This window comes from Arthrobacter hankyongi (genome assembly GCF_022012395.1).
Taxonomy (GTDB): domain Bacteria; phylum Actinomycetota; class Actinomycetes; order Actinomycetales; family Micrococcaceae; genus Crystallibacter; species Crystallibacter hankyongi.
Genome location: NZ_JAKLTQ010000017.1, coordinates 75464 through 98778, shown reverse-complemented (window position 1 = coordinate 98778; position 23315 = coordinate 75464). Strand labels below are relative to the sequence as shown.

20 protein-coding genes are annotated in these 23315 nt (G+C 67.8%); 8 read left to right on the top strand and 12 right to left on the bottom strand.

What is annotated here, in order from left to right:
- Nucleotides 1-147: 147 nt before the first annotated feature.
- Complete coding sequence (locus tag LVY72_RS18455) at nt 148-918, top strand: DUF4191 domain-containing protein (RefSeq protein WP_237824459.1); 771 nt, start codon at nt 148-150, stop codon at nt 916-918.
- Between the two features lie 116 nt (nt 919-1034).
- Here the strand turns inward: LVY72_RS18455 and LVY72_RS18450 are convergent, their stop codons facing one another.
- A complete protein-coding gene (locus LVY72_RS18450) occupies nt 1035-1478 on the bottom strand; it encodes an RDD family protein (protein WP_237824450.1) in 444 nt (147 codons plus the stop codon).
- A gap of 219 nt (nt 1479-1697) precedes the next feature.
- Here LVY72_RS18450 and glnA point away from each other — a divergent pair, with 219 nt between their 5' ends.
- Complete coding sequence (gene glnA / locus LVY72_RS18445) at nt 1698-3122, top strand: type I glutamate--ammonia ligase (protein ID WP_237824483.1); 1425 nt, start codon at nt 1698-1700, stop codon at nt 3120-3122.
- 126 nt (nt 3123-3248) lie between these two features.
- Here the strand turns inward: glnA and LVY72_RS18440 are convergent, their stop codons facing one another.
- The 4 genes from LVY72_RS18440 to LVY72_RS18425 all read right to left on the bottom strand — a co-directional run bounded on the left by LVY72_RS18440 (nt 3249) and on the right by LVY72_RS18425 (nt 9134).
- A complete protein-coding gene (locus tag LVY72_RS18440) occupies nt 3249-4226 on the bottom strand; it encodes a hypothetical protein (protein ID WP_237824448.1) in 978 nt (325 codons plus the stop codon).
- An 84-nt stretch (nt 4227-4310) separates the two neighbouring features.
- Nucleotides 4311-4631: a cupin domain-containing protein gene (locus LVY72_RS18435; RefSeq protein WP_237824440.1), complete on the bottom strand. Its 321-nt coding sequence runs from the start codon at nt 4629-4631 to the stop codon at nt 4311-4313.
- Between the two features lie 138 nt (nt 4632-4769).
- Complete coding sequence (locus tag LVY72_RS18430; protein WP_237824438.1) at nt 4770-7787, bottom strand: bifunctional [glutamine synthetase] adenylyltransferase/[glutamine synthetase]-adenylyl-L-tyrosine phosphorylase; 3018 nt, start codon at nt 7785-7787, stop codon at nt 4770-4772.
- Between the two features lie 6 nt (nt 7788-7793).
- Nucleotides 7794-9134, bottom strand: coding sequence for a glutamine synthetase family protein (locus LVY72_RS18425; RefSeq protein WP_237824430.1), 1341 nt, complete (start codon nt 9132-9134; stop codon nt 7794-7796).
- A gap of 221 nt (nt 9135-9355) precedes the next feature.
- Here LVY72_RS18425 and panB point away from each other — a divergent pair, with 221 nt between their 5' ends.
- The 3 genes from panB to LVY72_RS18410 all read left to right on the top strand — a co-directional run bounded on the left by panB (nt 9356) and on the right by LVY72_RS18410 (nt 12590).
- The gene (panB, locus tag LVY72_RS18420) at nt 9356-10192 is read left to right on the top strand and encodes a 3-methyl-2-oxobutanoate hydroxymethyltransferase (protein ID WP_237824428.1); all 837 of its coding nucleotides are present in this window, start codon (nt 9356-9358) and stop codon (nt 10190-10192) included.
- A 112-nt stretch (nt 10193-10304) separates the two neighbouring features.
- A complete protein-coding gene (locus LVY72_RS18415; RefSeq protein WP_237824419.1) occupies nt 10305-11024 on the top strand; it encodes a ZIP family metal transporter in 720 nt (239 codons plus the stop codon).
- 165 nt (nt 11025-11189) lie between these two features.
- On the top strand, nt 11190-12590 hold the full coding sequence (locus tag LVY72_RS18410) for a hypothetical protein (RefSeq protein ID WP_237824417.1): 1401 nt from the start codon (nt 11190-11192) through the stop codon (nt 12588-12590).
- Here the strand turns inward: LVY72_RS18410 and LVY72_RS18405 are convergent.
- Nucleotides 12587-12751 carry an SPOR domain-containing protein gene (locus tag LVY72_RS18405; RefSeq protein ID WP_237824415.1) on the bottom strand — a complete coding sequence of 55 codons (165 nt, stop codon included), beginning with the start codon at nt 12749-12751 and terminating at the stop codon, nt 12587-12589. The genes LVY72_RS18410 and LVY72_RS18405 overlap by 4 nt on opposite strands.
- 97 nt (nt 12752-12848) lie before the next feature.
- Here LVY72_RS18405 and map point away from each other — a divergent pair, with 97 nt between their 5' ends.
- Together map and ppgK are read left to right on the top strand one after the other, a co-directional pair.
- Nucleotides 12849-13727, top strand: a complete 879-nt coding sequence (map, locus tag LVY72_RS18400) for a type I methionyl aminopeptidase (protein WP_237824413.1) — start codon at nt 12849-12851, stop codon at nt 13725-13727.
- A 69-nt stretch (nt 13728-13796) separates the two neighbouring features.
- Complete coding sequence (ppgK, locus tag LVY72_RS18395) at nt 13797-14603, top strand: polyphosphate--glucose phosphotransferase (protein WP_269092669.1); 807 nt, start codon at nt 13797-13799, stop codon at nt 14601-14603.
- A 16-nt stretch (nt 14604-14619) separates the two neighbouring features.
- On the opposite strand, the gene nrdR is transcribed toward ppgK, so the two are convergent.
- Nucleotides 14620-15120 carry a transcriptional regulator NrdR gene (nrdR, locus tag LVY72_RS18390; protein ID WP_237824404.1) on the bottom strand — a complete coding sequence of 167 codons (501 nt, stop codon included), beginning with the start codon at nt 15118-15120 and terminating at the stop codon, nt 14620-14622.
- Between the two features lie 96 nt (nt 15121-15216).
- Nucleotides 15217-16578 (bottom strand): histidinol dehydrogenase, encoded by a 1362-nt coding sequence (gene hisD, locus LVY72_RS18385; protein WP_237824396.1) that lies wholly within the window; start codon nt 16576-16578, stop codon nt 15217-15219.
- Between the two features lie 134 nt (nt 16579-16712).
- Here hisD and LVY72_RS18380 point away from each other — a divergent pair, with 134 nt between their 5' ends.
- Nucleotides 16713-17246 (top strand): flavin reductase family protein, encoded by a 534-nt coding sequence (locus LVY72_RS18380; RefSeq protein ID WP_372463733.1) that lies wholly within the window; start codon nt 16713-16715, stop codon nt 17244-17246.
- A 35-nt stretch (nt 17247-17281) separates the two neighbouring features.
- On the opposite strand, the gene dnaE is transcribed toward LVY72_RS18380, so the two are convergent.
- From dnaE to LVY72_RS18360, 4 genes are all read right to left on the bottom strand, one after another.
- Entirely contained in the window at nt 17282-20833 is a 3552-nt protein-coding gene (gene dnaE / locus LVY72_RS18375) for a DNA polymerase III subunit alpha (protein WP_308190848.1), read from the bottom strand.
- A 34-nt stretch (nt 20834-20867) separates the two neighbouring features.
- The gene (locus LVY72_RS18370; protein ID WP_237824394.1) at nt 20868-21812 is read right to left on the bottom strand and encodes an RluA family pseudouridine synthase; all 945 of its coding nucleotides are present in this window, start codon (nt 21810-21812) and stop codon (nt 20868-20870) included.
- Nucleotides 21805-22428: a signal peptidase II gene (lspA, locus tag LVY72_RS18365; protein ID WP_237824392.1), complete on the bottom strand. Its 624-nt coding sequence runs from the start codon at nt 22426-22428 to the stop codon at nt 21805-21807. Before lspA ends, LVY72_RS18370 begins: the two co-directional genes overlap by 8 nt.
- A gap of 151 nt (nt 22429-22579) precedes the next feature.
- Entirely contained in the window at nt 22580-23245 is a 666-nt protein-coding gene (locus LVY72_RS18360; RefSeq protein WP_237824378.1) for a DivIVA domain-containing protein, read from the bottom strand.
- Between the last annotated feature and the right edge of the window lie 70 nt (nt 23246-23315).

Below are 23315 nucleotides of genomic sequence, written 5' to 3'. Positions count from 1 at the left end.
GCACCCGGCAGGAAGCAGCCAGCCTGCTCCCCCGCTGACCCGCCCCGCACCGGCCACAGGGCGGCCCGGACACCACCCCGGGCCGCCCATTTCCCACGCCCCCAAAGACTCAAAGCACCGAGCCATACGGGGTAGAATTGAGCCATTATGGCCAATAGCACCGATTCCCCTGCGAACTCTTCTGCGAACAGCCGGCGCGGACTCTTTTCCCGCAAGTCCGCAGCGGACAAACCCTCGAAGGCAAACAAGCAACCCGGACGCCTGAAGCAGATCGTCCAGGTCTTCCAAATGACCCGGCGCAATGATCCCAACGTGGTCTGGCTCATGCTGCTGGCCTTCGTGGCCATCGTCATTGTCTGCCTCGTCATCGGCCTGCTGATCCAGAACTGGGTCACGCTGCTGATCATCTCCATCCCGCTGGGCCTGCTGGCTGCCACCTTCATCCTTTCCCGGCGCGCCGAACGCGCCGCCTTCGCCCAGATCGAGGGCCAGCCCGGCGCCGCCGGGGCTGCGCTGAGCGTGCTGCGCCGCGGCTGGATCCTGCAGGAGCAGCCGGTGGCCGTCAACCCGCGTACCCAGGACGCAGTCTTCCGCGCTGTCGGCCGGCCCGGGGTGGTACTGGTCACCGAAGGCCCCTCGCACCGTGTCAAGCAGCTGGTGGAGGCCGAACGGCGCAAAATGAACCGCATCCTGCCCAACGTCAAGATCCATGTGATCGAAACCGGCCGCGGCGAAGGCCAGGTCGAGCTGAGCAAGGTCGCCAAGACCGTCCAAAAGCTCAAGAACGAGCTAACCAAGCAGGAAGTCGCTGCCGTGGACAAGCGTCTGCAGGCCTTGGGCAGCAACAAGCTGCCGATCCCCAAGGGCGTCGATCCGTTCAAGGCCCGCCCGGACCGTCGCGCCATGCGGGGCCGCTGACCCGGTCCGGCAGGATCCGCAGGAGCACAGTGTGGCCACCTACAGGCCAGAGGGAAGGGGAGGGACCGCCAGGCGGTCCCTCCCCTTCCCTCTGAGTATTTGTCCGGGGCCGGTGTCTAGTTACGTACCAGAACGGTGCCCATGGCCCGGTCATGCAGGCCGCGCTGATCAGGATCGAAGACCAGGGCCGGCACAACCAGGCACAGCAGCAGGGTCCTGACGATCGCGGCCAGCGGTCCCGGGGCTCCGCCGTCGAGCTTGCGCACATGGATCCCCAATAGCCGGTGTCCGAAACTGTAGCCCAAGGTGCCGACCAGCATGATCTGCTCGGCGGCGAATACCGCCAGGATCAGGAACTCATTGCCTTGATTGCCACCCGCCAGCAACAAGGCGATCAGGTAGCTCATCCCCCAGTCGATACACAGCGCCGCAACGCGCCGGCCCGGCCGGGCAATGGAGCCCGACCCGCCCTGCGGCAGCCCCAACCTGCGGCCTGGCCACTGTCCGGGCTGTACGGGCGGCCCCTCGAGCCAGGATCCTAAATCTCTTCTGTCAACCACCCCTCAAGATTACCGGCGCCCCGCACAATCCACCGCATGCCCTCCCCCGCGCCCGCGCGTGTCAGATGCCGCGGAGCGCTAGGCTGGAGGCGTTCTGTAACATGCCGGAAACAACAGTGACACCCGCGGGAAATTCCGCCCACCTAGCCTAGACACCGTTGCTGCCGCCCTGTATAGCGGCCGGCAGGATTCCCCTGAATGCGTAAGGAGCATGACTCGATGTTCAAGAATGCGGACGAAGTCCTCAAGTACATCGCCGACGAAGACGTTAAGTTCGTCGATATCCGGTTCACCGATCTGCCCGGCGTGCAGCAGCACTTCAATGTGCCGGCCAAGACGGTCGACGCCGACTTCTTCGTGAACGGCCAACTGTTCGACGGCTCCTCGATCCGCGGCTTCCAGGGCATCGCCGAATCCGACATGCAGCTGATCCCGGACGTCACGACCGCATTCATCGACCCCTTCCGCGTCGAGAAGACGCTGGCGCTGAACTTCTCCATCGTGAACCCGCGCACCGGCGACCCCTACCACCGCGACCCGCGCGGCGTGGCCGAGCGTGCGGAGGCCTATCTGGCCTCCACCGGCATCGCCGACACCGCCTTCTTCGCTCCTGAGGCAGAGTTCTTCATCTTCGACGACGTCCGCTACGAGTCCAGCCCGCAGCACTCCTTCTACGCGGTGGACTCCATCGAGGCGCACTGGAACTCCGGGCGCAAGGACGAAGGCGGCAACCAGGGCTACAAGACCCCGGTTAAGGGCGGTTACTTCCCGGTGGCCCCGACCGACAAGCAGGCCGACCTGCGCGACGCGATCTGCGTGGAACTGGACGCCGTCGGCCTCGAAGTCGAGCGTTCCCACCACGAGGTCGGCGCACCCGGCCAGGCCGAGATCAACTACAAGTTCGACACCCTGGTGCACGCCGCCGACGACCTGCTGAAGTTCAAGTACATCGTCAAGAACGTGGCCGATGCCTGGGGCAAGTCCGCGACCTTCATGCCCAAGCCGGTCTTCGGCGACAACGGGTCGGGCATGCACTGCCACCAGTCCCTGTGGCAGGGCGGCCAGCCGCTGTTCTACGACGAGAAGGGCTACGCCGGCCTGTCCGACACCGCCCGCTGGTACATCGGCGGCCTGCTCAAGCACGCCTCTGCCGTCCTGGCCTTCACCAACCCGACGGTCAACTCCTACCGCCGCCTGGTCAAGGGCTTCGAGGCCCCGGTGAACATGGTCTACTCGCAGGGCAACCGTTCGGCCGGCATCCGCATCCCGATCACCGGCTCCAACCCGAAGGCCAAGCGCATCGAGTTCCGTGCTCCGGACGCTTCCTCCAACCCGTACCTGGCCTTCGCCGCCCAGCTGATGGCCGGCCTGGACGGCATCCGGAACCGGATCGAGCCAGCCGACCCGATCGACAAGGACCTCTACGAGCTGCCCGCCGAAGAGGCCAAGGACATCCAGAAGGCCCCGGGTTCCCTGGAGGAGGCCCTGGCCGCGCTGGAGGCGGACAACGAGTTCCTGCAGGCCGGCGGCGTCTTCACCCAGGACCTGATCGACACCTGGATCGCCTATAAGCGCGAATACGAGATTGCCCCGCTGTCGCTGCGCCCGAACCCCTACGAGTTCGAGCTCTACTACGGCATCTAGGGTCAACGCCGGGAAGCAGCGGCCTTAGGCCGCCGCAACGGGTCCGCTTTGGCGGCCAGGGCACCTGCCCTGGCCGCCAAAGCGGCCCTTTCTTTGTCCGGTGGCAGCTGCGGCGGGCAGGGGCCGTCATCTGAAGGCGATGCGTTCGACCCGCAGGACGGAGGCCTCGTCGACCACCGTGACCCTGAGCCACTCGTTGACCGAGGACCCGCCCTGGACCGTGACCCTGGACAGGTTCGGCACGGCCTTGGTGATCCCATAGAAGGCCAGCCACTTGGGCAGGACCAGCGGATTGTCGCTGCGGAAGGTGTGCGAGTCCCCGTTGAAGAGGTAGACGGGCCGCCCGAAGGACACGCTCTCCGCGGCAAGGGCGCGCACCAGCGGCTGGTAGCCTGCCCGGTAGGCCGCGCCCTTGCCACTGAACATGTCTGCCTGGGTCAGCAGCACAACGGCCCGCGAATTGCTGTTTTTGGCCTGCGCAAAGACGCTGCGGACCAGGGCGATACCGGCCGTGGTCCGAGCGGCCACTTCCGCGCGCTGCGCGGCAGTCGGTGCCCGCTGCCCCAAGCCGACCCACGGCCTGAGATCGTTGCTGGAGCCGACCATATGCACGGCCCCGAAGGTGATGCCCGCACGGCTGAAGAACACATTCTCCGGATAACCGGGCTGGGGCGTGACCTCGGCGGGATTCCGTCCCAGGGTCCGGCCGGGCCGGGGAAAGAAGACGCTGCGCACGGCGGCCAGCCGGTCCAGCGGGTTTCCGGCACCCACCCGGGCCTGGTGGCAGTCGGCCCATTCATTGTCCCCCGGCGTATAGACCAGAGGATCGGCGAACTGGTCGAACCCGGATTTGATCCGGGCATAGTAGGACCCGGAGCAGTTGAGCGGAACGCTGATGTCGCCCAGGTGCGATGCCAGCTGCACCTGCGGGTCGGCATTGATTTGGCTGATGCGCTCGAGGAACACCCTCAGCTGCGGATGGCCGTAGGGCATGTCGCCGATCACGGCGAAACTGAACGGGGCAGCCGGCGCGCCGGCAGCCGGAGACAGTCCCACGGCCAGCGCCGCGCAGGCTGCCAGGATGCTCAATCCGCGGCGTCCCATCTCTCCGCCTCCACCCCGGTGACAGCATGATCGGTAACGGCCACGCTACGCCCCGGCGGCGGACGGCGCTACTGCGGGCGCAGGTCAGGTCTCAGTAACGACGGTGAGGAGCAGGACGGAATCTTCGCCGGCCTCGACCGAGTGCCGCTCCCGCGGGACCAGGGTGAGTTGGTTCTCGTTCACCGATGTCCGGCCCGAGGCTGTCACCACCGAAATGGCTCCCTCCAGCACGTAGATGGTGCCGGCCAGCGGCGCGTTGTGCTCCCCCAGTGCTGTGCCGGCCTTCAGCGCGATGATGGTCTGGCGCAGCGGGCCATCCTGCGCCACCATCACGGCGCTGCGGCCGTGCGGCGATTCCAGCGCCACCCCCAGATGCTCCCGGGCCACCAAGTCAATGTCCGTCATAGCGCCTCCCAATCCGGTTCCGCTGCCGGTCTGCGCCGGAGCACAGCCTTCCGCACGTCACAATACCTTGGCCGGGAAGTCCGTGGCGTGTTTCAAGCCGGACCGATGGAGCCAGGTCCGCAATGCCCCGGCCGGGAATCAGGCGTTCTGGCCGTAGAAGTGCCGGGTGAAGATGGCACGCGCGTGGCGGGTCACGCGCAGGTAGTCCTCCTCAAGGGTGGCCGCTTGGCCGGGCGGATACCCGCACCAGCGCGCCACGGCCTCAAGGTCCCGGCGCGAGGACGGCAACAGGTCCGAGCTCTTGCCGCTGGAGACCACGTTCCCGGAGCGGATCCTGGTGGCCAGGCACCAGCTCTCCCGCAACGTCTGCACATCATCCACCGGCAGCAGACCCGCGGCTTCGACGGCGGCCAGTGCCTCGAGCGTATTGGTGGTGCGCAACCCGGGCAGCCGGCCCGCATGCTGCAGTTGCAGGAGCTGGACCAGCCATTCCACGTCGCTGAGGGCGCCGCGGCCGAGCTTGAGGTGCCGGGCCGGATCGGCGCCGCGGGGCAGGCGCTCGGATTCCACCCGGGCCTTGATCCGGCGGATCTCACGCACATCCTCCGCACCGATCCGCTCCGGATAGCGGATCGGATCCACCAGTGCCAGGAAGTCGGCTGCCAGTTCGTCGTCGCCGGCGATGGGCCGGGCGCGCAGCAGCGCCTGCGCCTCCCAGATCAGCGACCAGCGCTGGTAGTACTCCCGATAGGAGTCCAGCGTGCGCACCATCGGCCCGTTCTTTCCTTCCGGACGCAGCGCAGCATCGATCTCCAGCGGCCGTTCGGCCAGCACCGGCGGGCTGCACGGCTGCTGGAGCAGCGCCGACAGCTGCCCAACGATGCGCAGGGCCTGCTGCTGGGCCGCGTCGGGGTCGGCCCCGGGCAGCGGACGGTGGATGTACATCACGTCGGCGTCGGACCCGTAGCCGATTTCGCGTCCGCCCTGGCGGCCCATGGCCACCACCAGCATCCGGGTGAGCGCACCCTCCTGTCCGGCTACCTCCATCTCGGCCACATGCAGGGCGCCCAGGATGGTGGCACGGTCCGCGTCGGACAGCGCCACGCCCACCTGGGTCTGGTCCAGCAGCCCGGAAGAATCGGCGACCGCCACCCGCAGCATCTCGCGCCGGCGGATCAGCCGGATCAGGCGCATGGCTTCTTTGGGCTCCGGATGCCGGGACATCTTGTACTGGATTTCCTGCCACAGCGTGCCGAAGTCCATCGGCACCAGCTCCCGGTCATTGCCCAGCCAGGCCGCTGATTCGGGCGAGACCTCTAGAAGGTCGGTGATGAACCGGCTGCTGGAGAGCACGTGGCAGAGCCGCTCCGCGGCCGAGCTGGAGTCCCGCAGCATGCCCAGGTACCAGTGTGAGTCCCCCAGCGCCTCGCTGAGCCGGCGGAAGCCGAGCAGCCCGGCGTCCGGATCCACGCCGTCGGCAATCCATTCCAGCAGCACCGGCAGCAGCTGCCGCTGCAGCTGCGCGCGCCGGCTGATCCCGGCGGTCAGGGCCTCGATATGGCGCATCGCGCCGCGCGGGTCCAGGTAGCCCAGGGCCGCGAGCCGGGCCTGGGCAGCCTCGGGGGTCAGCCGCACCTCGTCCGCGCTCAGGCCGGCGGTGGTGGACAACAGGGGCCGGTAGAAGATGTTCTCGTGCAGGGCCCGGACGCGCCGCTTGGTCTGGTGCCAGGTCTCCAGCAGGGCCTCCGGAGCAGGCCGCTGGGTGCTCAACGACCCCAGCGACGCCTTGGCCAGGGCACGCTGGGCATCCGGGGACTCCGGCATCAGGTGCGTACGGCGGAGCCGGACCAGCTGGATCCGGTGCTCCAGAACCCGCAGGTAGCGGTAGGCCGCATCCAGTTCCCGGGCATCCGCCCGGCCGATGTAGCCGGCCGCGCTGAGGGCGGCAATGGCCGACGTCGTGTCCCGCAGCCGCAGGGTCTCGTCCACCTTGGCATGCACCAGCTGGAGCAGCTGGACGGTGAATTCCACGTCCCGCAGGCCGCCGCGGCCGAGCTTGATCTGGCGGCCGCGCTCGTTGAGCGGAATGTTCTCGGTCACCCGGCCGCGCATGGCCTGGACGGATTCGACAAAGCCTTCGCGCTCCGACGAGGACCAGATCAGCGGCGCCACCGCGGCCTCGTACTGCCGGCCGAGCTCCATATCGCCGGCAATGGCCCGGGCTTTGAGCAGCGCCTGGAATTCCCAGCTGTGCGCCCACCGCCGGTAATAGGTCAGGTGCGAGTCAAGGGTGCGTACCAGCGGCCCGTCCTTGCCCTCCGGACGCAGGTTGGCGTCCACTTCCCAAAGTCCCGGTTCCGGGCCCGGGGCGCTGATCGCGCGGGTCATGCCGGCCGCCAGGGCCGCGGCGATGACGGCACCGCGGGCCTCGTCCAGACCGTCCGCCGCGAAGACGTAGACCACGTCCACGTCCGAGATATAGTTCAGTTCCGCGGCGCCGCACTTGCCCATGCCGATCACGGCCAGGCGCACTGCGGACAGTTCCTCGGCCGGGTACCGCGCGGCCAGCTCGGCCCGGGACACCGCCAGCCCAGCCTCCAGCGCCGCCGACGCCAGGTCCGCCAGCTCCCGCCCCACGGTAGGCATAAAATCCTCCGGTGAGGCAGCGCCCAGGTCCCGGATGGCCAGCTCCGTCAGGTGCCGCCGGTAGGTGGCCCGCAGCGCGGTGCAGGCCGCTATCCCGGTGACTGCGGCAATGGGCTGGGCCGCTTCCGGATCGGCACCGACGGCGGCGAGCAGGCTGCCGCGCAGCTTGCTCGCCGGCACACCTTGCGGTTCCGGGCTGACCTTCACCTCCAGCACGTCCAGCTGTTCGGGCCGGCGCAGCAGGAAGTCGGCCAGCGCTTCGGAGGCGCCGAGCAGCCGGAAGAGCGCTTCGCTGCGGCGCTCGCCACCGTTGATCAGGTCCGCCAGCTGCGGCGAGCGCGCCAACAGCCGGACCAGCGACAGCAGGGCGAGGTCCGGATCGGCCGAGAGTGCGAAGCCGTCCAGCAGCAGCTGCGGGTCGATCCCCTCCAGTTCACGTGCGGCCAGGAAGCGTCCGGCCTTCTCCAGGTCGCTGAAGCCGGTGACGATCAGCTGGCGGTTCAGGCTCATCGCGGCCTACAGGATTCCGATATTCCGCTTCAGTTCGTGCGGCGTGACCTGCAGGCGGTAGTCGTTCCATTCCGCGCGCTTGTTGCGCAGGAAGATTTCGAAGACCTGCTCGCCAAGGATGCCTGCCACGAGGTCGGACTCCTCCATCTTTTCCACCGCGTCATGCAGGCTGGACGGCAGCGGATCCAGGCCGAGCGCGCGGCGCTCGGCGCCGCTGAGGCTCCAGACGTCGTCGTCGGCCCCGGCCGGCAGGTCGTAGCCTTCCTCGATGCCCTTCAAACCTGCGCCAAGCAGCACGGCGTAGGCCAGGTACGGGTTGGCGGCTGAGTCGATGCCGCGGTACTCGATGCGCGAGGACTGTCCCTTGCCCGGCTTGTACAGCGGGACCCGGACCAGCGCCGAGCGGTTGTTGTGGCCCCAGGAGACAAAGCTCGGCGCTTCGCCGCCGCCCCAGAGCCGCTTGTAGGAATTCACGAACTGGTTGGTCACCGCGGTGAACTCGGGCGCGTGGCGCAGGATGCCGGCAATGAACTGGCGGGCCGTCTTGGACAACTGGAACTCGGCGCCGGCCTCGAAGAACGCGTTGGAATCTCCTTCGAACAGCGAGAAGTGGGTGTGCATGCCGGAGCCGGGATGCTCGGAGAAGGGCTTGGGCATGAAGGTGGCGTAGATGCCCTGCATCAGTGCCACTTCCTTGATCACGGTGCGGAAGGTCATGATGTTGTCGGCCGTCTGCAGGGCATCCGCGTAGCGCAGGTCGATTTCATTCTGCCCCGGGCCCGCCTCGTGGTGGCTGAACTCCACGGAGATGCCGACCGATTCGAGCATTGTCACCGCCATCCGGCGGAAGTCCTGGGCGACGCCGCCGGGGACGTGGTCGAAATAGCCGGCGCCGTCGACCGGCACCGGCACCCCGTCCGGGCCAAGCTGCTGGGATTCAAGCAGGTAGAACTCGATTTCCGGATGCGTGTAGCAGGTGAAGCCCATTTCGGTGGCCTTGGCGAGCGTGCGCTTGAGGACGTTGCGCGGGTCGGCCGCCGCGGGTTCACCGTCCGGAGTCAGCACGTCGCAGAACATCCGCGAGGTCTGCTCCCGCTCCCCGCGCCACGGCAGGATCTGGAAGGTGGACGGATCGGGCTGCACCAGCATGTCGGACTCGAAGACACGCGCCAGACCTTCGATCGAGGACCCGTCGAAGCCCAGCCCCTCCTCGAACGCGCCTTCGACCTCGGCCGGGGCCAGTGCTACGGACTTCAGCGACCCCAACACGTCGGTGAACCACAGCCGGACGAAATGCACGTCGCGCTCTTCGATGGTACGGAGCACGAACTCCTGCTGACGGTCCATATGCCACCTTCCGGATACGGCCACTGCTGCCGGGGCACCGGGCGGGCAGTATCCATGAACTGGGCGCTGCCGCCGGGCACGGTCAGGGGCCTGGGAACAGTATTGTTACTCCCAGCCTAATGGCCGACGCCGATATCCGCGCACGCCGCGCGGCCACGCGGCGTATGTCATGACCGGCAGCCGGTTGGAGGAAGCCGCCGCCGCGGGTTTAGGCTCGTCCCATGCCACATACTTCCACCGCCGGGACGCCGGCGCCGCAGGCCGCCGCCCGGATCCGCACCCACCACCTGCAGCAGTTCAAGGACAGCGGAACGCGTTTTGCCATGCTGACGGCCTATGAACAGTACGCCGCGCAGATCTTCGACGAGGCAGGCATCGAGGTGCTGCTGGTCGGTGACTCCGCGTCCAACAATGTCTACGGCAACGAGAGCTCGCTGCCGGTGACGATGGATGAAATGATCCCGCTCTGCCGTGCGGTAGCGCGCAGCACCCGCCGCGCGCTCGTCGTCGTCGACCTGCCCTTCGGCAGCTACGAGGCCTCCCCCGCGCTGGCGATCGAATCCTCGGTCCGCCTGATGAAGGAGGCAGGCGCCCATGCGGTCAAGATGGAGGGCGGCGCCTTCTACGCGGACCATGTCCGGGCCATGGTGCAGGCCGGCATCCCGGTCATGGCCCATATCGGCTTCACACCGCAGAGCGAACACGCCCTGGGCGGCTACCGGGTGCAGGGCCGGGGCGACGACAGCCTGCGGCTGGTCGAGGATGCCGTGGCGCTGGAAAGCGCCGGTGCCTTCGCGGTGCTGATGGAAATGGTGCCCGCCGCTGCGGCGTCGGCGGTGGACAAGGCGGTGCGCGTGCCCACCATCGGTATCGGCGCCGGCAATGCGACTACCGGACAGGTGCTGGTATGGCAGGACATGGCCGGGCTGCGCGGGGGCAGGATGGCCAGGTTCGTCAAGCAGTACGCGGACCTGCGCACCGAACTGGCCCGGGCCGCGGAGGCCTATGCCGACGACGTGCGTTCGGGTGCGTTCCCGGCTCCGGAGCATTCCTTCTAGCCGGCGCCTACCGGCCGCGGCAGCCTGCCGTGCAGCCCTTGCCATCGTCCCGGCAATTCGGGGATGATGCCTAGGCGTTGGTACTTCAGTGCCTGAGCCGAAAGGGACGCCGATGCTGTTGGCATTTGGCTGGGGTCTGCTCGCCGGCTCCTCGTACGTGCTGGGCGGGCTGCTCGCCCTGCGGTGGCGTGTCGGCAGCAGCGTGCTGCTCGGTGCCCTGACCGGACTTGGAGCCGGCGCACTGTTGTCCGCCGTCGCCTACAAACTCGTCGGCGAGGCCGGCCGGTTGGCCGGCGGCAGCGGCTATGTCGGGGTGGGACTGGTCGGCGGGGCGGCCGCGACGGCGTGGGTGGTCATCGGTGCCGTCCGTGGCCGGCGGCTGTCCGCCCCTCCGCTCCATGAGCCCAGTTACCTCGTCATCGGCCTGTCCGCGGTCGCCGAATCCATCGTCATCACCGGTGCCTTGCTCGTCGGCTACGGCATCACTGCCGCCATGCTGGCGGCGGTCTTCCTCTGCGGTGTTCCCGAGGCCATGGCCGACACCGGACCGTTGCGGCAGTCAGGTCTGTCCACCCGCCGCGTGATGGTCGGCTGGCTGGCCATGATGTTGCTGTGCGGCGTGTCCGTGGCCATCTTCATGGTGCTGCTCAGGTCCGCTCCACCCGAGATTGTTGCCTTCGTCCTGGCTTTCGCCGGCGGCGGGGTCCTGACCAACGTCACGGTGCGCATGGTGCCCGAAGGACTCAAAGACGCCGGCGCCGCGACCGGCATCGCGATCGCCGTCGGCTTCGGCCTTTCGTACGCGCTGGTCGAGATCCTGGGCGGGCACTGAGGCCGTCGGGCCCGCCCCCTGACGGTTTCATCCCTGGCCGTTTCATCCCCGACGGGTGATTATGGGAGCCGTCCCGTGCGCTTCACTGATGGTAGGAGTCGGCAGCAGGCTGCCCGGCTTCACCCGCCGCCGGGCACATGGACGATGACTGGATGGGAAACCGCCATGGACAACGCTAACCAACCATTCGATGTTGATCAGCCCCTCGGTGCCACCGAACGTGCAGAACTGGAGGCCCTGCGCCGGGAAAACGCGGAGCTGAGAGGCCGGCAGATGGAGGCTGCGGGCCGTGCTCCGCAGGGCGGCAGGCCGGGCCGGCGGGCATGGCGCTGGACCGCCTCGGTCATCCTGCTGGTCCTCACCGCCGTGCTGGCCCTCGCCTCGGTCACCGCGAACTACCTGCGCAGCGAACTGCTGGATACCGACCACTATGTGGCCACCGTGGCACCGTTGGCAAAGAATCCGACTATCCAGGCGGAAATCACCGACCAGGTGACCCGGCAGATCACCTCCAGGGTCAACATCGAAGGCATCACCCGGCAGGCCCTGACCGCCATCACCCAGTCGACGCCGAGAGTTGCCCCGCTGGTCACCGGCCTGGCGCCCGTGATCGCGGACCAGGCTACGTCGCTGATCCATGACACGGTTTCCCGGCTGGTGATGACCGACCAGTTCAACGACCTGTGGATCCAGGCCAACCGCCGCGCCCACCAGGCCATGGTCGCCGTGGCGACCGGGGAAACAAGCGGTGCTGTGAGTGTCAACCCGTCCGGCGCCGTGCAGATCTCCACCGCCGCCATCATCGACCGGGTCAAGCAGGCCCTGGTCCAGAGAGGCGTCGGATTCGCCGCGCAGATTCCATCGACCGACGCGCAGATCACCATCTTCCAGTCCCCGGACCTGATCCGGGTGCAGCGTGCCGTCGGCGCGCTGGAGAAGCTTGCAGCGGTGCTGCCGTGGCTGACCTTGGCCTGCGCCGCCGGAGCGGTATTCGCCGCCCCGCCCGGCAGCCGGCGCCGGGCACTGATGTTCGCGGGCTTGAGCCTCAGCATTGCCATGATCCTGCTGGCGCTGGGGTTGCTCATTGCCCGCAGCTATTATCTGGGCCAGATTCCCCCCGACGCGGTCTCGCCGGGTGCCGCGCAGACGCTGATCGATGCGCTGCTGGTGCCGCTGCGGACCGCCCTTCGCATGGTGTTCGTGCTCGGCCTGGTGGTCGCCCTGGCCGCCTTCCTGAGCGGGCCGTCCAGCGCGGCCAGAATGGTCCGGCGGGGATTCACCCGCGGCGCGGACTACGTGACCGGAAAGGTCAGCCCCGGGCCGGCCAGGCCCTGGCAGCGCTGGCTCGCCCGGTACCGGAGGATCCTGGAAGGCGTCATCGTCGGCATTGCTGCACTGCTGCTGGTCTTCTGGCAGTACCCCAGCGCGGCCGTGGTGATCTCGATCGCGGCCAGCGCGGTGGTGCTGCTGGTCGTAGTCGAACTGCTGGCGCGACCCGGAGTCGTCGAAAGGCAGCTGACGTCCGAAGGAATCCCAGTGGAACCGGGCCCCGGGGCCGGCCCCTAGTCCCCGTCCTCGGCGTCCCAGGCCTCGTTACGTTCCCTGACCTTTTCCAGCGCCTTTTCAGCCTCTTCGCGCGTCTCATAGGGACCGATCAACTGCGTCCAGTCCGACTGCGGGCCTTCTTCGACCTGGTGGGTCACGACGTTGAACCAGTAATTGGCCATTGGAGCGCTCCTCTTCGGTTGTGAACTGCAGGTCCTGGATCCGGTCGTTGGCCGCGGCCCGGCGCGGCGGCGGCCCAGCACCGATAAGATCGATGGTATGCCCCACATCGCAACAACAGCACCTCTGGGCTCGCTGACCCAGGGAACCGTCTCACCCGTCCTGCCCGTTCCGGCGTCGATCCCCCGCCCCGAGTACGCCTGGAAGCCCGCACCGGCTAAGTTCACCGGCTCCGAGGTCAAGGACCCGGAGACCATCGCGAAGATCCGTACCGCCGGGCGCATCGCGGCGCAGGCGATCGTCGAGGTCGGCAGGCATATCCGGCCCGGTGTGACCACGGATGAACTGGACCGGATCGGGCACGAATTCCTGATTGCGCATAACGCCTATCCCTCCACGCTGGGCTACCGCGGCTTCCCGAAGTCGCTATGCAGTTCGGTCAATGAGGTCATCTGCCACGGCATTCCGGATACGACGGTCCTCCAGGACGGGGACATCATCAACCTCGACATCACCGCCTACATTGACGGCGTCCACGGAGACACCAACTATACGTTCCTGGTCGGCGAGGTGGACGAGGAGTCCCGGCTGCTGGTGGAGCGGACCCAGGAGTCCCTGAACCGGGCAATCAAGGCGGTGGCCCCGGGGCGCGAAATCAACGTGATCGGCCGCGCCATCGAGTCCTATGCCAAACGCTTCGGCTACGGCGTGGTGCGGGACTTCACCGGCCACGGCGTCGGCGAAGCCTTCCACACCGGCCTGATTATTCCGCACTACGACGCCGCCCCGGCCTACAGCCGGGTAATCGAGCCCGGCATGGTGTTCACCATCGAGCCGATGCTCACCCTGGGCACCGTCGAGTGGGAAATGTGGGACGACGACTGGACGGTGGTCACCAAGGACCGCAAGCGCACCGCCCAGTTCGAGCACACGCTGGTGGTTACCGAGTCCGGGGCGGAGATCCTGACGCTTCCCTGATTCTCCGATAGTCTGCACGCAGCTTTGCGACCGGGAAGACCGGCCCGTCGAACCACCAATGGAGGGCACATGGGCAAGAAGAAAAAACCGGCCGGCGTCATCGGGCGGTACGGCCTGGGCATCGATATCGGCGGTACCGGTATCAAGGGCGGCGTCGTGGACCTGCGCAAGGGCAAACTGGCGTCGGAACGCTTCCGGATCGACACACCCCGGCCCGCCACCCCGCAGGCGGTGGCAGAGGTGGTGGCGCTCATCGCGGCCGAACTGGACACCCGGCCGGACGCCCCGGCCCCGGACAGCCCGGTCGGGGTGACCTTCCCCGCCATCATCAGGCACGGCGTGGCGCACTCGGCCGCGAATGTGGACAAGTCCTGGATCGGCACGGACGTGGACACGTTGCTGACCAGCAAACTCGGCAGGCCGGTGCAGATGATCAACGACGCCGACGCCGCCGGACTGGCCGAGGTCCGCTACGGGGCCGGCAAAGGCATGGACGGCACCGTCCTGGTCATCACCCTGGGGACCGGCATTGGCTCAGCCTTCATTTTCAACGGCCAGCTGGTGCCCAATGCGGAGCTCGGCCACCTGGAAGTGGACGGGTTCGACGCCGAGAGCCGGGCTTCGGCGGCGGCCCGGGAGCGGGAGGGACTGGACTGGGACGGGTACGTGCAGCGGCTGCAGCGCTACTTCTCGCACTTGGAGTTCCTCTTCTCCCCCATGCTGTTCGTCGTCGGCGGAGGCATCTCCAAGCGGAGCGAGGACTTCCTGCCCAAGCTCAAGCTCAGCACGCCCATCGTCCCGGCCGAGCTGAAGAACAACGCCGGCATCGTCGGTGCCGCGCTGCAGGCCAACCTGACCCAAGGCAAGCCGGACTGAACCGGCCGCGCCCCGGCTACTTGGCGGTCAACGGGCGCTGGGTGCCGGTGGGGCCGCGCCCGGCAGCCGCCCCCGCTTCGCTGCGCAGCTGTTCGATCGCCGCCTCGAAATCCTCCAGCGATTCGAACCCCTGGTAGACGCTGGCAAAGCGCAGGTAGGCCACCAGGTCCAGCTTCTTCAGCGGCCCGAGGATAGCCAGCCCGACCTCATGGGCGTTGATCTCCGCCGCGCCGCTGGACCGCACGGTCTCCTCGACCTCCTGGGCCAGCAGGGCCAGGTCGTCGTCGGACACCGGCCGGCCCTGGCAGGCCTTGCGCACGCCGCTGACGATCTTGCTGCGGCTGAACGGCTCGCCCGCGCCGGAGCGCTTGATCACCGTCAGGCTCGTGGTTTCCAGCGTGGTGAAGCGCCGGCCGCATTCCGAGCACTGGCGCCGGCGGCGGATCGCCGAGCCGTCTTCGGTGACCCGGCTGTCCACCACCCGCGAATCCGGGTTGCGGCAGAACGGACAATACATGCCGCACCTCCTTCGTGGGCGCCGGTTACGGCACCATCATAGGAATATGTCCACGCTGGTTACAACCGTGTAACTAGCGCAGCGGGGCCCGCATCCCTAGCTGAACCGGACGGACACTGCATCGCCGTGCGCGGGCAGGTCCTCGGCCCGGGACAGGGCCACGATGTGCGCGCCGACCTCCCGCAGCGCCTCGCGGTCGTACTCGATGACCTGGATGGCGCGCAGGAAGGTCGTCACATTCAGCCCGGAGGCGAAGGTGGCGGTGCCGCTGGTCGGCAGCACGTGGTTGGACCCGGCGCAGTAGTCGCCCAGGCTGACCGGGCTGTAGTCCCCTACGAAGATGGCACCGGCGTTGCGGATCCTCCCGGCCAGTTCCGAGGCGTCCTCGGTGTGGATCTCCAGGTGCTCGGCGGCATAGGCGTCGCAGACCTGCAGTCCCTGTTCCAGGTCGTCGACCAGGATCACGCCGGACTGCGGTCCGGAAAGCGCCTGCCGGACCCGGTCCGCGTGCTTCGTGGCCGCCACCTGCAGCGCGAGCTCCGCCCGGACCGCCTCGGCCAGCTTGACCGACGGCGTGATCAGGACCGAGGCCGCATGCGGGTCATGCTCGGCCTGGCTGACCAGGTCTGCCGCGACAAAAGCGGGCACCGCCGAATCATCGGCGAGGATGGCAATCTCGGTGGTTCCGGCTTCGGCGTCGATGCCGACCACCGACTTGACCAGCCGCTTGGCCGTCGCCACGTAGACGTTTCCGGGTCCGGTCACCACATCCACCGGCTCCAGCGCCGGACCGGCCTCGCCGGCAGGAATGCCGTAGGCGAAGGCGGCCACCGCCTGGGCCCCGCCGATGGCGTAGACCTCGTCGATGCCCAGCAGCTTGGCCGCGGCCAGGATGGTCGGGTGCGGCAGTCCACCGTATTCCTTCTGCGGCGGCGAGGCCAGGGCGAGCGACGCCACGCCGGCCGCCTGCGCGGGGACCACATTCATCACTACCGAGGACGGGTAGACGGCCAGCCCGCCCGGAACGTACAGCCCCACGCGCGACACCGGCACCCACTTCTGCCGGACCACCGCCCCGGAGGCGATTTCGACGACGGCGTCGGCCGGCCGCTGGGCCTCGGCAAAGGTCCGGGCACGGGCGATCGATTCCTCCAAGCCTGCCCGCACCGCCGGATCGAGCGAATCCAGCGCTTCGTCGAGGGCCTGTGTGGGAACCAGCGGATGATCCTGCGCCACGCCGTCGAAACGCTCGGCCAGTTCACCCAGCGCCTCGAATCCCCGGGTCCGCACATCCTTGATGATCGCCTCGACCGCGCCGGTGGCCGCGTCGAAGGTGGTGACGGCCCGCGGCATGGCGGCCTTCAGCTCGGCCGGGCCAAGGTGCCGGCCGCGCAGGTCCAGGGTGGGGAAATCGACTGGGTTTTCGGCTCGGGTCCCGGCAGCAGCGTCAGCGTTCACCCCTTTATTCTACTGACGCGCGCCGGGCCCGCCGCCACAGCCGGTAACAGAATGGGTCACGCAGCCCCCCGGCCGGAATAGGCTGGTGGACAGGACTCGGGCAACCGCCCGCCGACCAACCACCGGGAGAGCCTGTGAACGCCAGACCTGACAACCTGCCCCAGCCGGCTGCCGCCGTCGAGGAGTCCTTTTCGCAAACCTTCCGCGAGGTCTTCCGACGGCACGCCGCCGGTGTGGCCATCCTGACCGTCAACTACGGCGGCAGGCCGTACGGATTCACCGCGACGTCGGTGGCCTCGCTGTCCGTGGAGCCGCCGCGGTTCACCTTCAACATGTCCCGGACCAGTTCGTCCTGGCCGGCGGTGGCCAATTCAACCTACCTGGGGGTGCACATGCTCGGGCTGGAGAACCGGGAGCTGGCCGAGCGCTTCGCACGGACCAAGGACCGGTTCAGCGGCGACCACTGGGAAACCGGCCCGTGCGGCGTGCCCCTGCTCAAGGACGTGCCCGCCTACCTGGTGGGCAGAATCGAGGTCCGGCTGTCCTTCGAGAACAATGCCGTCGTCGTGGTGGACGTGGTGGACGGTTCGCTCGGCGACGAAAAAGCACCGCTGCTCTACCACAGCGGCAGCTACGTCCGGCCCCACCCCATCGAATACGAAATCTAGCCCCCGGCCCAAGAACCGGGGCAGCCGCTGAACGCTCAGGCGTCCAGGCAGGTGGGGCCGAGCAGGACCTTGAGGTCGCCGAACAGGGACGGGGTGGGGTTGACCCGGTAGTTGAGGCCCAGGCGCATCACCTCGACCTTGCGGGCGTGGTTCAGCCGGACCTGGACGTCGGTATTGCCCGGATGGGTCCGCAGCACATCGCCCAGCGCCGTGACCACTTCCTCGGTCGCCTTATGGTTGGCCATCGAGATCACCACCGGGCCGGCGTGGCCCTCGCTGAGGTCCGGAACGTTCAGTTCCTGGGCGTTGAGCGTCACGGCGCCGTCGTCGCGGCGCTGCAGCCGGCCCCGGACCACCACGATCAGGTCCTCGGCCAGGATCGAGGAAATCGGTCCGTAGACCTGGCCGAAGAACATCACTTCCATCGACCCGCCGAGGTCCTCGATCTCAGCCCGCGCGTAGGCATTGCCGCTGTTCTTGGCGATGCGCCGCTGCAGCGAGGTGATCATGCCGGCAATGGTGACGATGGCGCCGTCGGCCGGTCCGTCCTCGGCGATGACCGAGGTAATGGACTGGTCCGCGTGCTGGCTCAGCACGCCTTCCAGGCCCTGCAGCGGGTGGTCCGAAACGTAGAGCCCGAGCATGTCGCGTTCGAAGGCCAGCTTGTCCTTCTTCTCCCACTCGGGCAGGTCCGGGATGTCCACCGCCAGCCCGGCGTCGGCTCCGGCGTCACCGCCGCCGTCGCCCATCATGGTGCTGAACAGGTCGAACTGGTTGGCTGCCTCGTTGCGCTTGAGCACGATCACCGAGTCCACGGCCTCTTCGTGGATCATCGCCAGCGCCCGCCGCGGATGGCCGAGCGAGTCGAAGGCGCCGGCCTTGATCAGCGATTCGATGGTCCGCTTGTTGCAGACGACCGCGGGCACCTTCTGCAGGTAGTCGCTGAAGGAGGCGAACGCGCCCTTCTCCTCGCGCGCCCCCACCATGGCATGGACCACGTTGGCGCCGACGTTGCGGATGGCGCCCATGCCGAAGCGGATGTCGGTACCGACCGGGGTGAAGTTCACGCTGGATTCGTTGACGTCCGGCGGCAGCACCGTAATGCCCATGTGGCGGCACTCGTTCAGGTACATCGCCAGCTTGTCCTTGTCATCACCCACCGAGGTGAGCAGGGCGGCCATGTACTCGGTCGAGTAGTGGGCCTTCAGGTACGCCGTCCAGTAGGAGACGACGCCGTAGGCCGCCGAGTGCGCCTTGTTGAAGGCGTAGTCGGAGAACGGCAGCAGGATGTCCCACAGGGTCTTGACCGCCGCCTCGGAGTAGCCGCGGTCCTTCATGCCCTGGGAGAAGCCGGCGAACTGCTTGTCCAGCTCCGACTTCTTCTTCTTGCCCATCGCACGGCGCAGAATGTCTGCCTGGCCAAGCGAGTAGCCGGCCAGCTTCTGCGCGATGGCCATGACCTGTTCCTGGTACACGATCAGGCCGTAGGTGCCGCCAAGGATGTCCTCCAGCGGCTCGGCGAGCTCGGGATGGATCGGCGTGATGTCCTGCACGCCGTTCTTGCGCAGCGCGTAGTTCGTGTGCGCGTTGGCGCCCATCGGCCCCGGCCGGTACAGCGCCAGCACGGCGGAAATGTCTTCGAAGTTGTCCGGGCGCATCAGCTTGAGCAGCGAACGCATCGGCCCGCCGTCGAGCTGGAAGACCCCCAGGGTGTCCCCGCGCGCCAGCAGTTCGTAGGATTCCTTGTCGTCCAACGCCAGGTCCTCGAGGACCAGGTCCTCGTTGCGGTTGAGCTTGATGTTCTCCAGGGCGTCGGAGATGATCGTCAGGTTCCGCAGGCCCAGGAAGTCCATCTTGATCAGGCCCAGGCCTTCGCAGGTCGGGTAGTCGAACTGCGTGATGACCTGCCCGTCCTGCTCGCGGCGCATGATCGGAATGATGTCGATCAGCGGGTCCGAGGACATGATCACGCCGGCCGCGTGCACGCCCCACTGGCGCTTCAGGCCTTCCAGCCCCAGCGCGGTTTCGAAGACTTTGGCCGAGTCCGCGTCCGATTTCAGCAGCTCGCGCAGCTCCTCGGCCTCGCTGTAGCGCTTGGCTTCGGGGTTGTGCACGTCGGTGAGCGAAATGCCCTTGCCCATCACGTCCGGCGGCATCGCCTTGGTCAGCCGCTCGCCCACCGAGAACGGGTAGCCCATCACGCGGGAGGAGTCCTTGAGCGCCTGCTTGCCCTTGATCGTGCCGTAGGTGACGATCATGGCCACGCGCTCGTCGCCGTACTTCTCGGTGACGTACTTGATCACCTCGGGGCGGCGGCGGTCATCGAAGTCGACGTCGAAGTCGGGCATGGAGACGCGGTCCGGGTTCAGGAACCGTTCGAAGATCAGCCCGTGCTGCAGCGGATCCAGGTCGGTGATGCGCATCGCGTAGGCGGCCATCGAGCCGGCGCCGGAACCGCGGCCGGGCCCCACCCGGATGCCGTTGTTCTTGGCCCAGTTGATGAAGTCCGCCACGACCAGGAAGTAGCCCGGGAAGCCCATCTGGGTGATGACGCCGATCTCGTAGTCGGCCTGCTTGCGCACCGCGTCGGGAATGCCGGCCGGGTAGCGGTAGTGCAGGCCCTTCTCGACTTCCTTAACGAACCAGGACTCCTCGTTCTCCCCCGGCGGGCAGGGGAACCGCGGCATGTAGTTGGCCTTGGTATTGAACTCGACGTCGCAGCGCTCGGCGATGAGCAAGGTATTGTCGCAGGCCTCGGGGTAGTCCCGGAACAGCGCGCGCATTTCCGCCGGCGACTTCAGGTAGAACTCGTCGGCGTCGAACTTGAAGCGTTTGGGGTCCGCCAGCGTGGAGCCGGACTGCACGCACAGCAGCGCCGCATGAGAGGCGGCGTCCTCGGCGTGGGTGTAGTGCAGGTCGTTGGTGGCCACCAGCGGCAGCCGCAGTTCGCGGGCCAGCTTGATCAGGTCCGCGTGCACACCGCGCTCGATGTCCAGTCCGTGGTCCATCAGCTCACAGAAGAAATTCTCCGCGCCGAAGATGTCCCGGAAGTCCGAGGCGGCCTGCATGGCCTCCTTGTACAGACCCAGCCGCAGCTTGGTCTGCACCTCGCCCGAAGGGCAGCCGGTGGTGGCAATCAGGCCCGTACCGTAGGTCTGCAACAGGTCGCGGTCCATCCGCGGCTTGTAGAGGTAGCCCTCCAGCGAGGCCAGCGAGGACATCCGGAACAGGTTGTGCATGCCCTCGGTGGTCTGTGCCCACATGGTCATATGGGTGTAGGCGCCGGCACCGGAAACGTCGTCGCGCCCGCCGTCGCCCCAGCGCACCCGGGTCTTGTCGGCCCGCGCGGTTCCCGGGGTCAGGTAGGCTTCGACGCCGACAATCGGCTTGATGCCCGCGTTGCGGGCCTTGTTCCAGAAGTCGAAGGCGCCGAACACGAAGCCGTGGTCGGTGGTGGCCAGGGCGTTCATGCCCAGCTCCTCGGCGTGGCTGAACAGGTCGCCGAGCCGGGCGGCACCGTCGAGCATCGAGTACTCGGTGTGGTTGTGCAGGTGGACGAAGGAATCGTTGCCGGTCTTGGTGCTCACGTGGTGCCTCTTCTGCTGTCCTCTTGCGTAGATCCTAGACCCGGTGTTCGGCCAGGGCCTCGAGCGCGTAGGCCAGGTCCGCCGGGTAGTCGCTGGTGAACGACACCCATTCCCCGGTCCGGGGGTGGGTGAAGCCGAGCCGGCGCGCATGCAGCCACTGCCGGGTCAGCCCCAGCTCGGCGGCCAGCCTCGGGTCCGCACCGTAGGTCAGGTCCCCGGCGCAGGGGTGGTGCAGGGCCGAGAAATGCACCCGGATCTGGTGCGTGCGGCCGGTTTCCAGGTGGACCTCCACCAGCGAGGCCTTGCCGAAGGCTTCGAGCACCTCGTAGTGGGTCACCGAGGGCCGTCCGTCCTCGACGACGGCGAACCGCCAGTCGTAGCCGGGGTGCCGGCCGATCGGCGCCTCGATGGTGCCCTCGAGCGGGTCCGGCAGTCCCTGGACCAGGGCGTGGTAGACCTTCTCGACGGTGCGGTCCTTGAAGGCGCGCTTGAGCAGGGTGTAGCCGTGCTCGGTCTTGGCCACCACCATGGCTCCGGAGGTGCCGACGTCGAGCCGGTGGACGATGCCGGCGCGCTCGGCCGCGCCCGAGGTGGAAATACGGTAGCCGCGGGCTGCCAGCGCTCCCACCACCGTGGGCCCCACCCAGCCGGGCGAGGGATGCGCCGCCACTCCGACGGGCTTGTCGATGACCACGAAGTCCTCGTCATCGCCGAGGATTTTCAAATCTTCTACCTCTTCCACCACGATCTTCAACGGGTCCGGCCGCTCCGGCACCTGAACCCGGAGCAGTCCGGCCGGCGGCAGCCGGTCCGATTTTGCGACGGTCCGGCCGTCCAGGCTGACATTGCCTTCGCCCAGCAGCACCGCGGCCGCCGAGCGGGAAATGCCCAGCAGCCCCGCCAGCCCCGCGTCGGCCCGCTGGCCCGCCGTCCCGCCGGCCAGTTCGATGCTATACGTCCGGCCCGGGGTCTCAGCCATCGCCGTCCTCCGGCCGGCCCTCGCTTCCGTGGCCGCGGGCCGGAGCCCGGCGGCCGTCCATCCCGATGCCCAGCAGGGTCAGGATGCACCACAGGATGACCGCGCCGACGATCGCCGAATCGGCAATGTTGAAGATCGCGAAGTTCGGGAACGCAATGAAGTCCACCACGTGGCCCATGCCGAAGGACGGCTCCCGGAAGAGCCGGTCGGTCAGGTTCCCCAGCGCACCGCCGAGCAGGAAGCCCAGCGCGATGGCCCACCAGATGGAGCGGACCCGGCGCGCGTAGAACAGGATCGCAGCGGCCACGCACGCCATCACGATGCTGAAGATCCAGGTGTAGTCCTCGCCAATGGAGAACGCCGCGCCCGGGTTGCGGATGAAATGCCAGCTCAGCAGCGGTGGCAGCACCGGGATGGTCTGGCCCTCGACCATGGTCCCGACTACCCAGAACTTGGTCGCCTGGTCGAAAAGGTAGGCAAAGGCCGCGCAGCAGGCCAGGACGAGCACGAACTTTCCACTGCGCCGCGCCGGTGCGGGCCCTGCGGCAGCGGATCCGGCGGTCCCGCCGGCGGGCAGGTCCTCGGCAGACGGTGATTCGGGCGGAGATTCAGGCATAGTACTTCCGAAGGTAGCGGCCTGCGGCACCACAAACGCCGCAGGCTAAACGTTTGGCCGGTGACAGGAGGTGGTCCCGGCACCGGCCAACTATCTCCGGTACGGCCGCCAGGGCCGTACCGGAGTAAGGATTTCGAACTTCCAGGGGCTCCTAGGAGTTTGCCGTGTCCTTGGCATCGGCGGCAAAGGAGCCACGTGCCTCCAGGTCCCGCAGCTGCCCCTCAATGTAGGCCTTCAGGCGGGACCGGTAGTCCCGTTCGAAGCCGCGCAACTGCTCCAGCTTCCGCTCCAGCACAGCCTTCTGCTGCTCCAGCGCGCCCAGCGTCTTGCGGCTCTTCTCCTGGGCATCGTTGACCAAAGAGCTGGCTTCCATCTGCGCCTCGGCAATGATCTTGTCCCGCTGTTCCAGGCCGGCATTGACGTACTCGTCGTGCAGCTTCTGCGCCATGGCCAGCACGCCGGCGGCGGATTCGGCGACAGCGGTGTGCTGCGTGGCCGCCGGTGCCGCAGCCGAGACGACCGGGGCTGCCTGCGTCTTGGGCTGCTCCTTGACCACGGGCGCCGGCTTCTGGGCCACCGGCGCTTCCTGGGCTGCCGATGCGGCGGCGACCGGGGCGGGAACGGCGGCGGCTTCGCCGCCCTGGCGGGAGGTGGCCTCGGCGAGCTTCTTGCGCAGCTCGTCGTTTTCCTGGTTCAAGCGGCGCAGCTCGACGACGATTTCGTCAAGGAAGTCGTCGACTTCGTCCTGGTCGTAGCCCTCCCGGAACTTCGTGGGCTGGAACCGCTTGTTGACAACGTCTTCTGGCGTCAGAGCCATCTGGTCACCTCATACTGGTTCTGTGTGGATCATGGCCCCGGGGCTGGTTCGTTCACCGGACTCATGACAA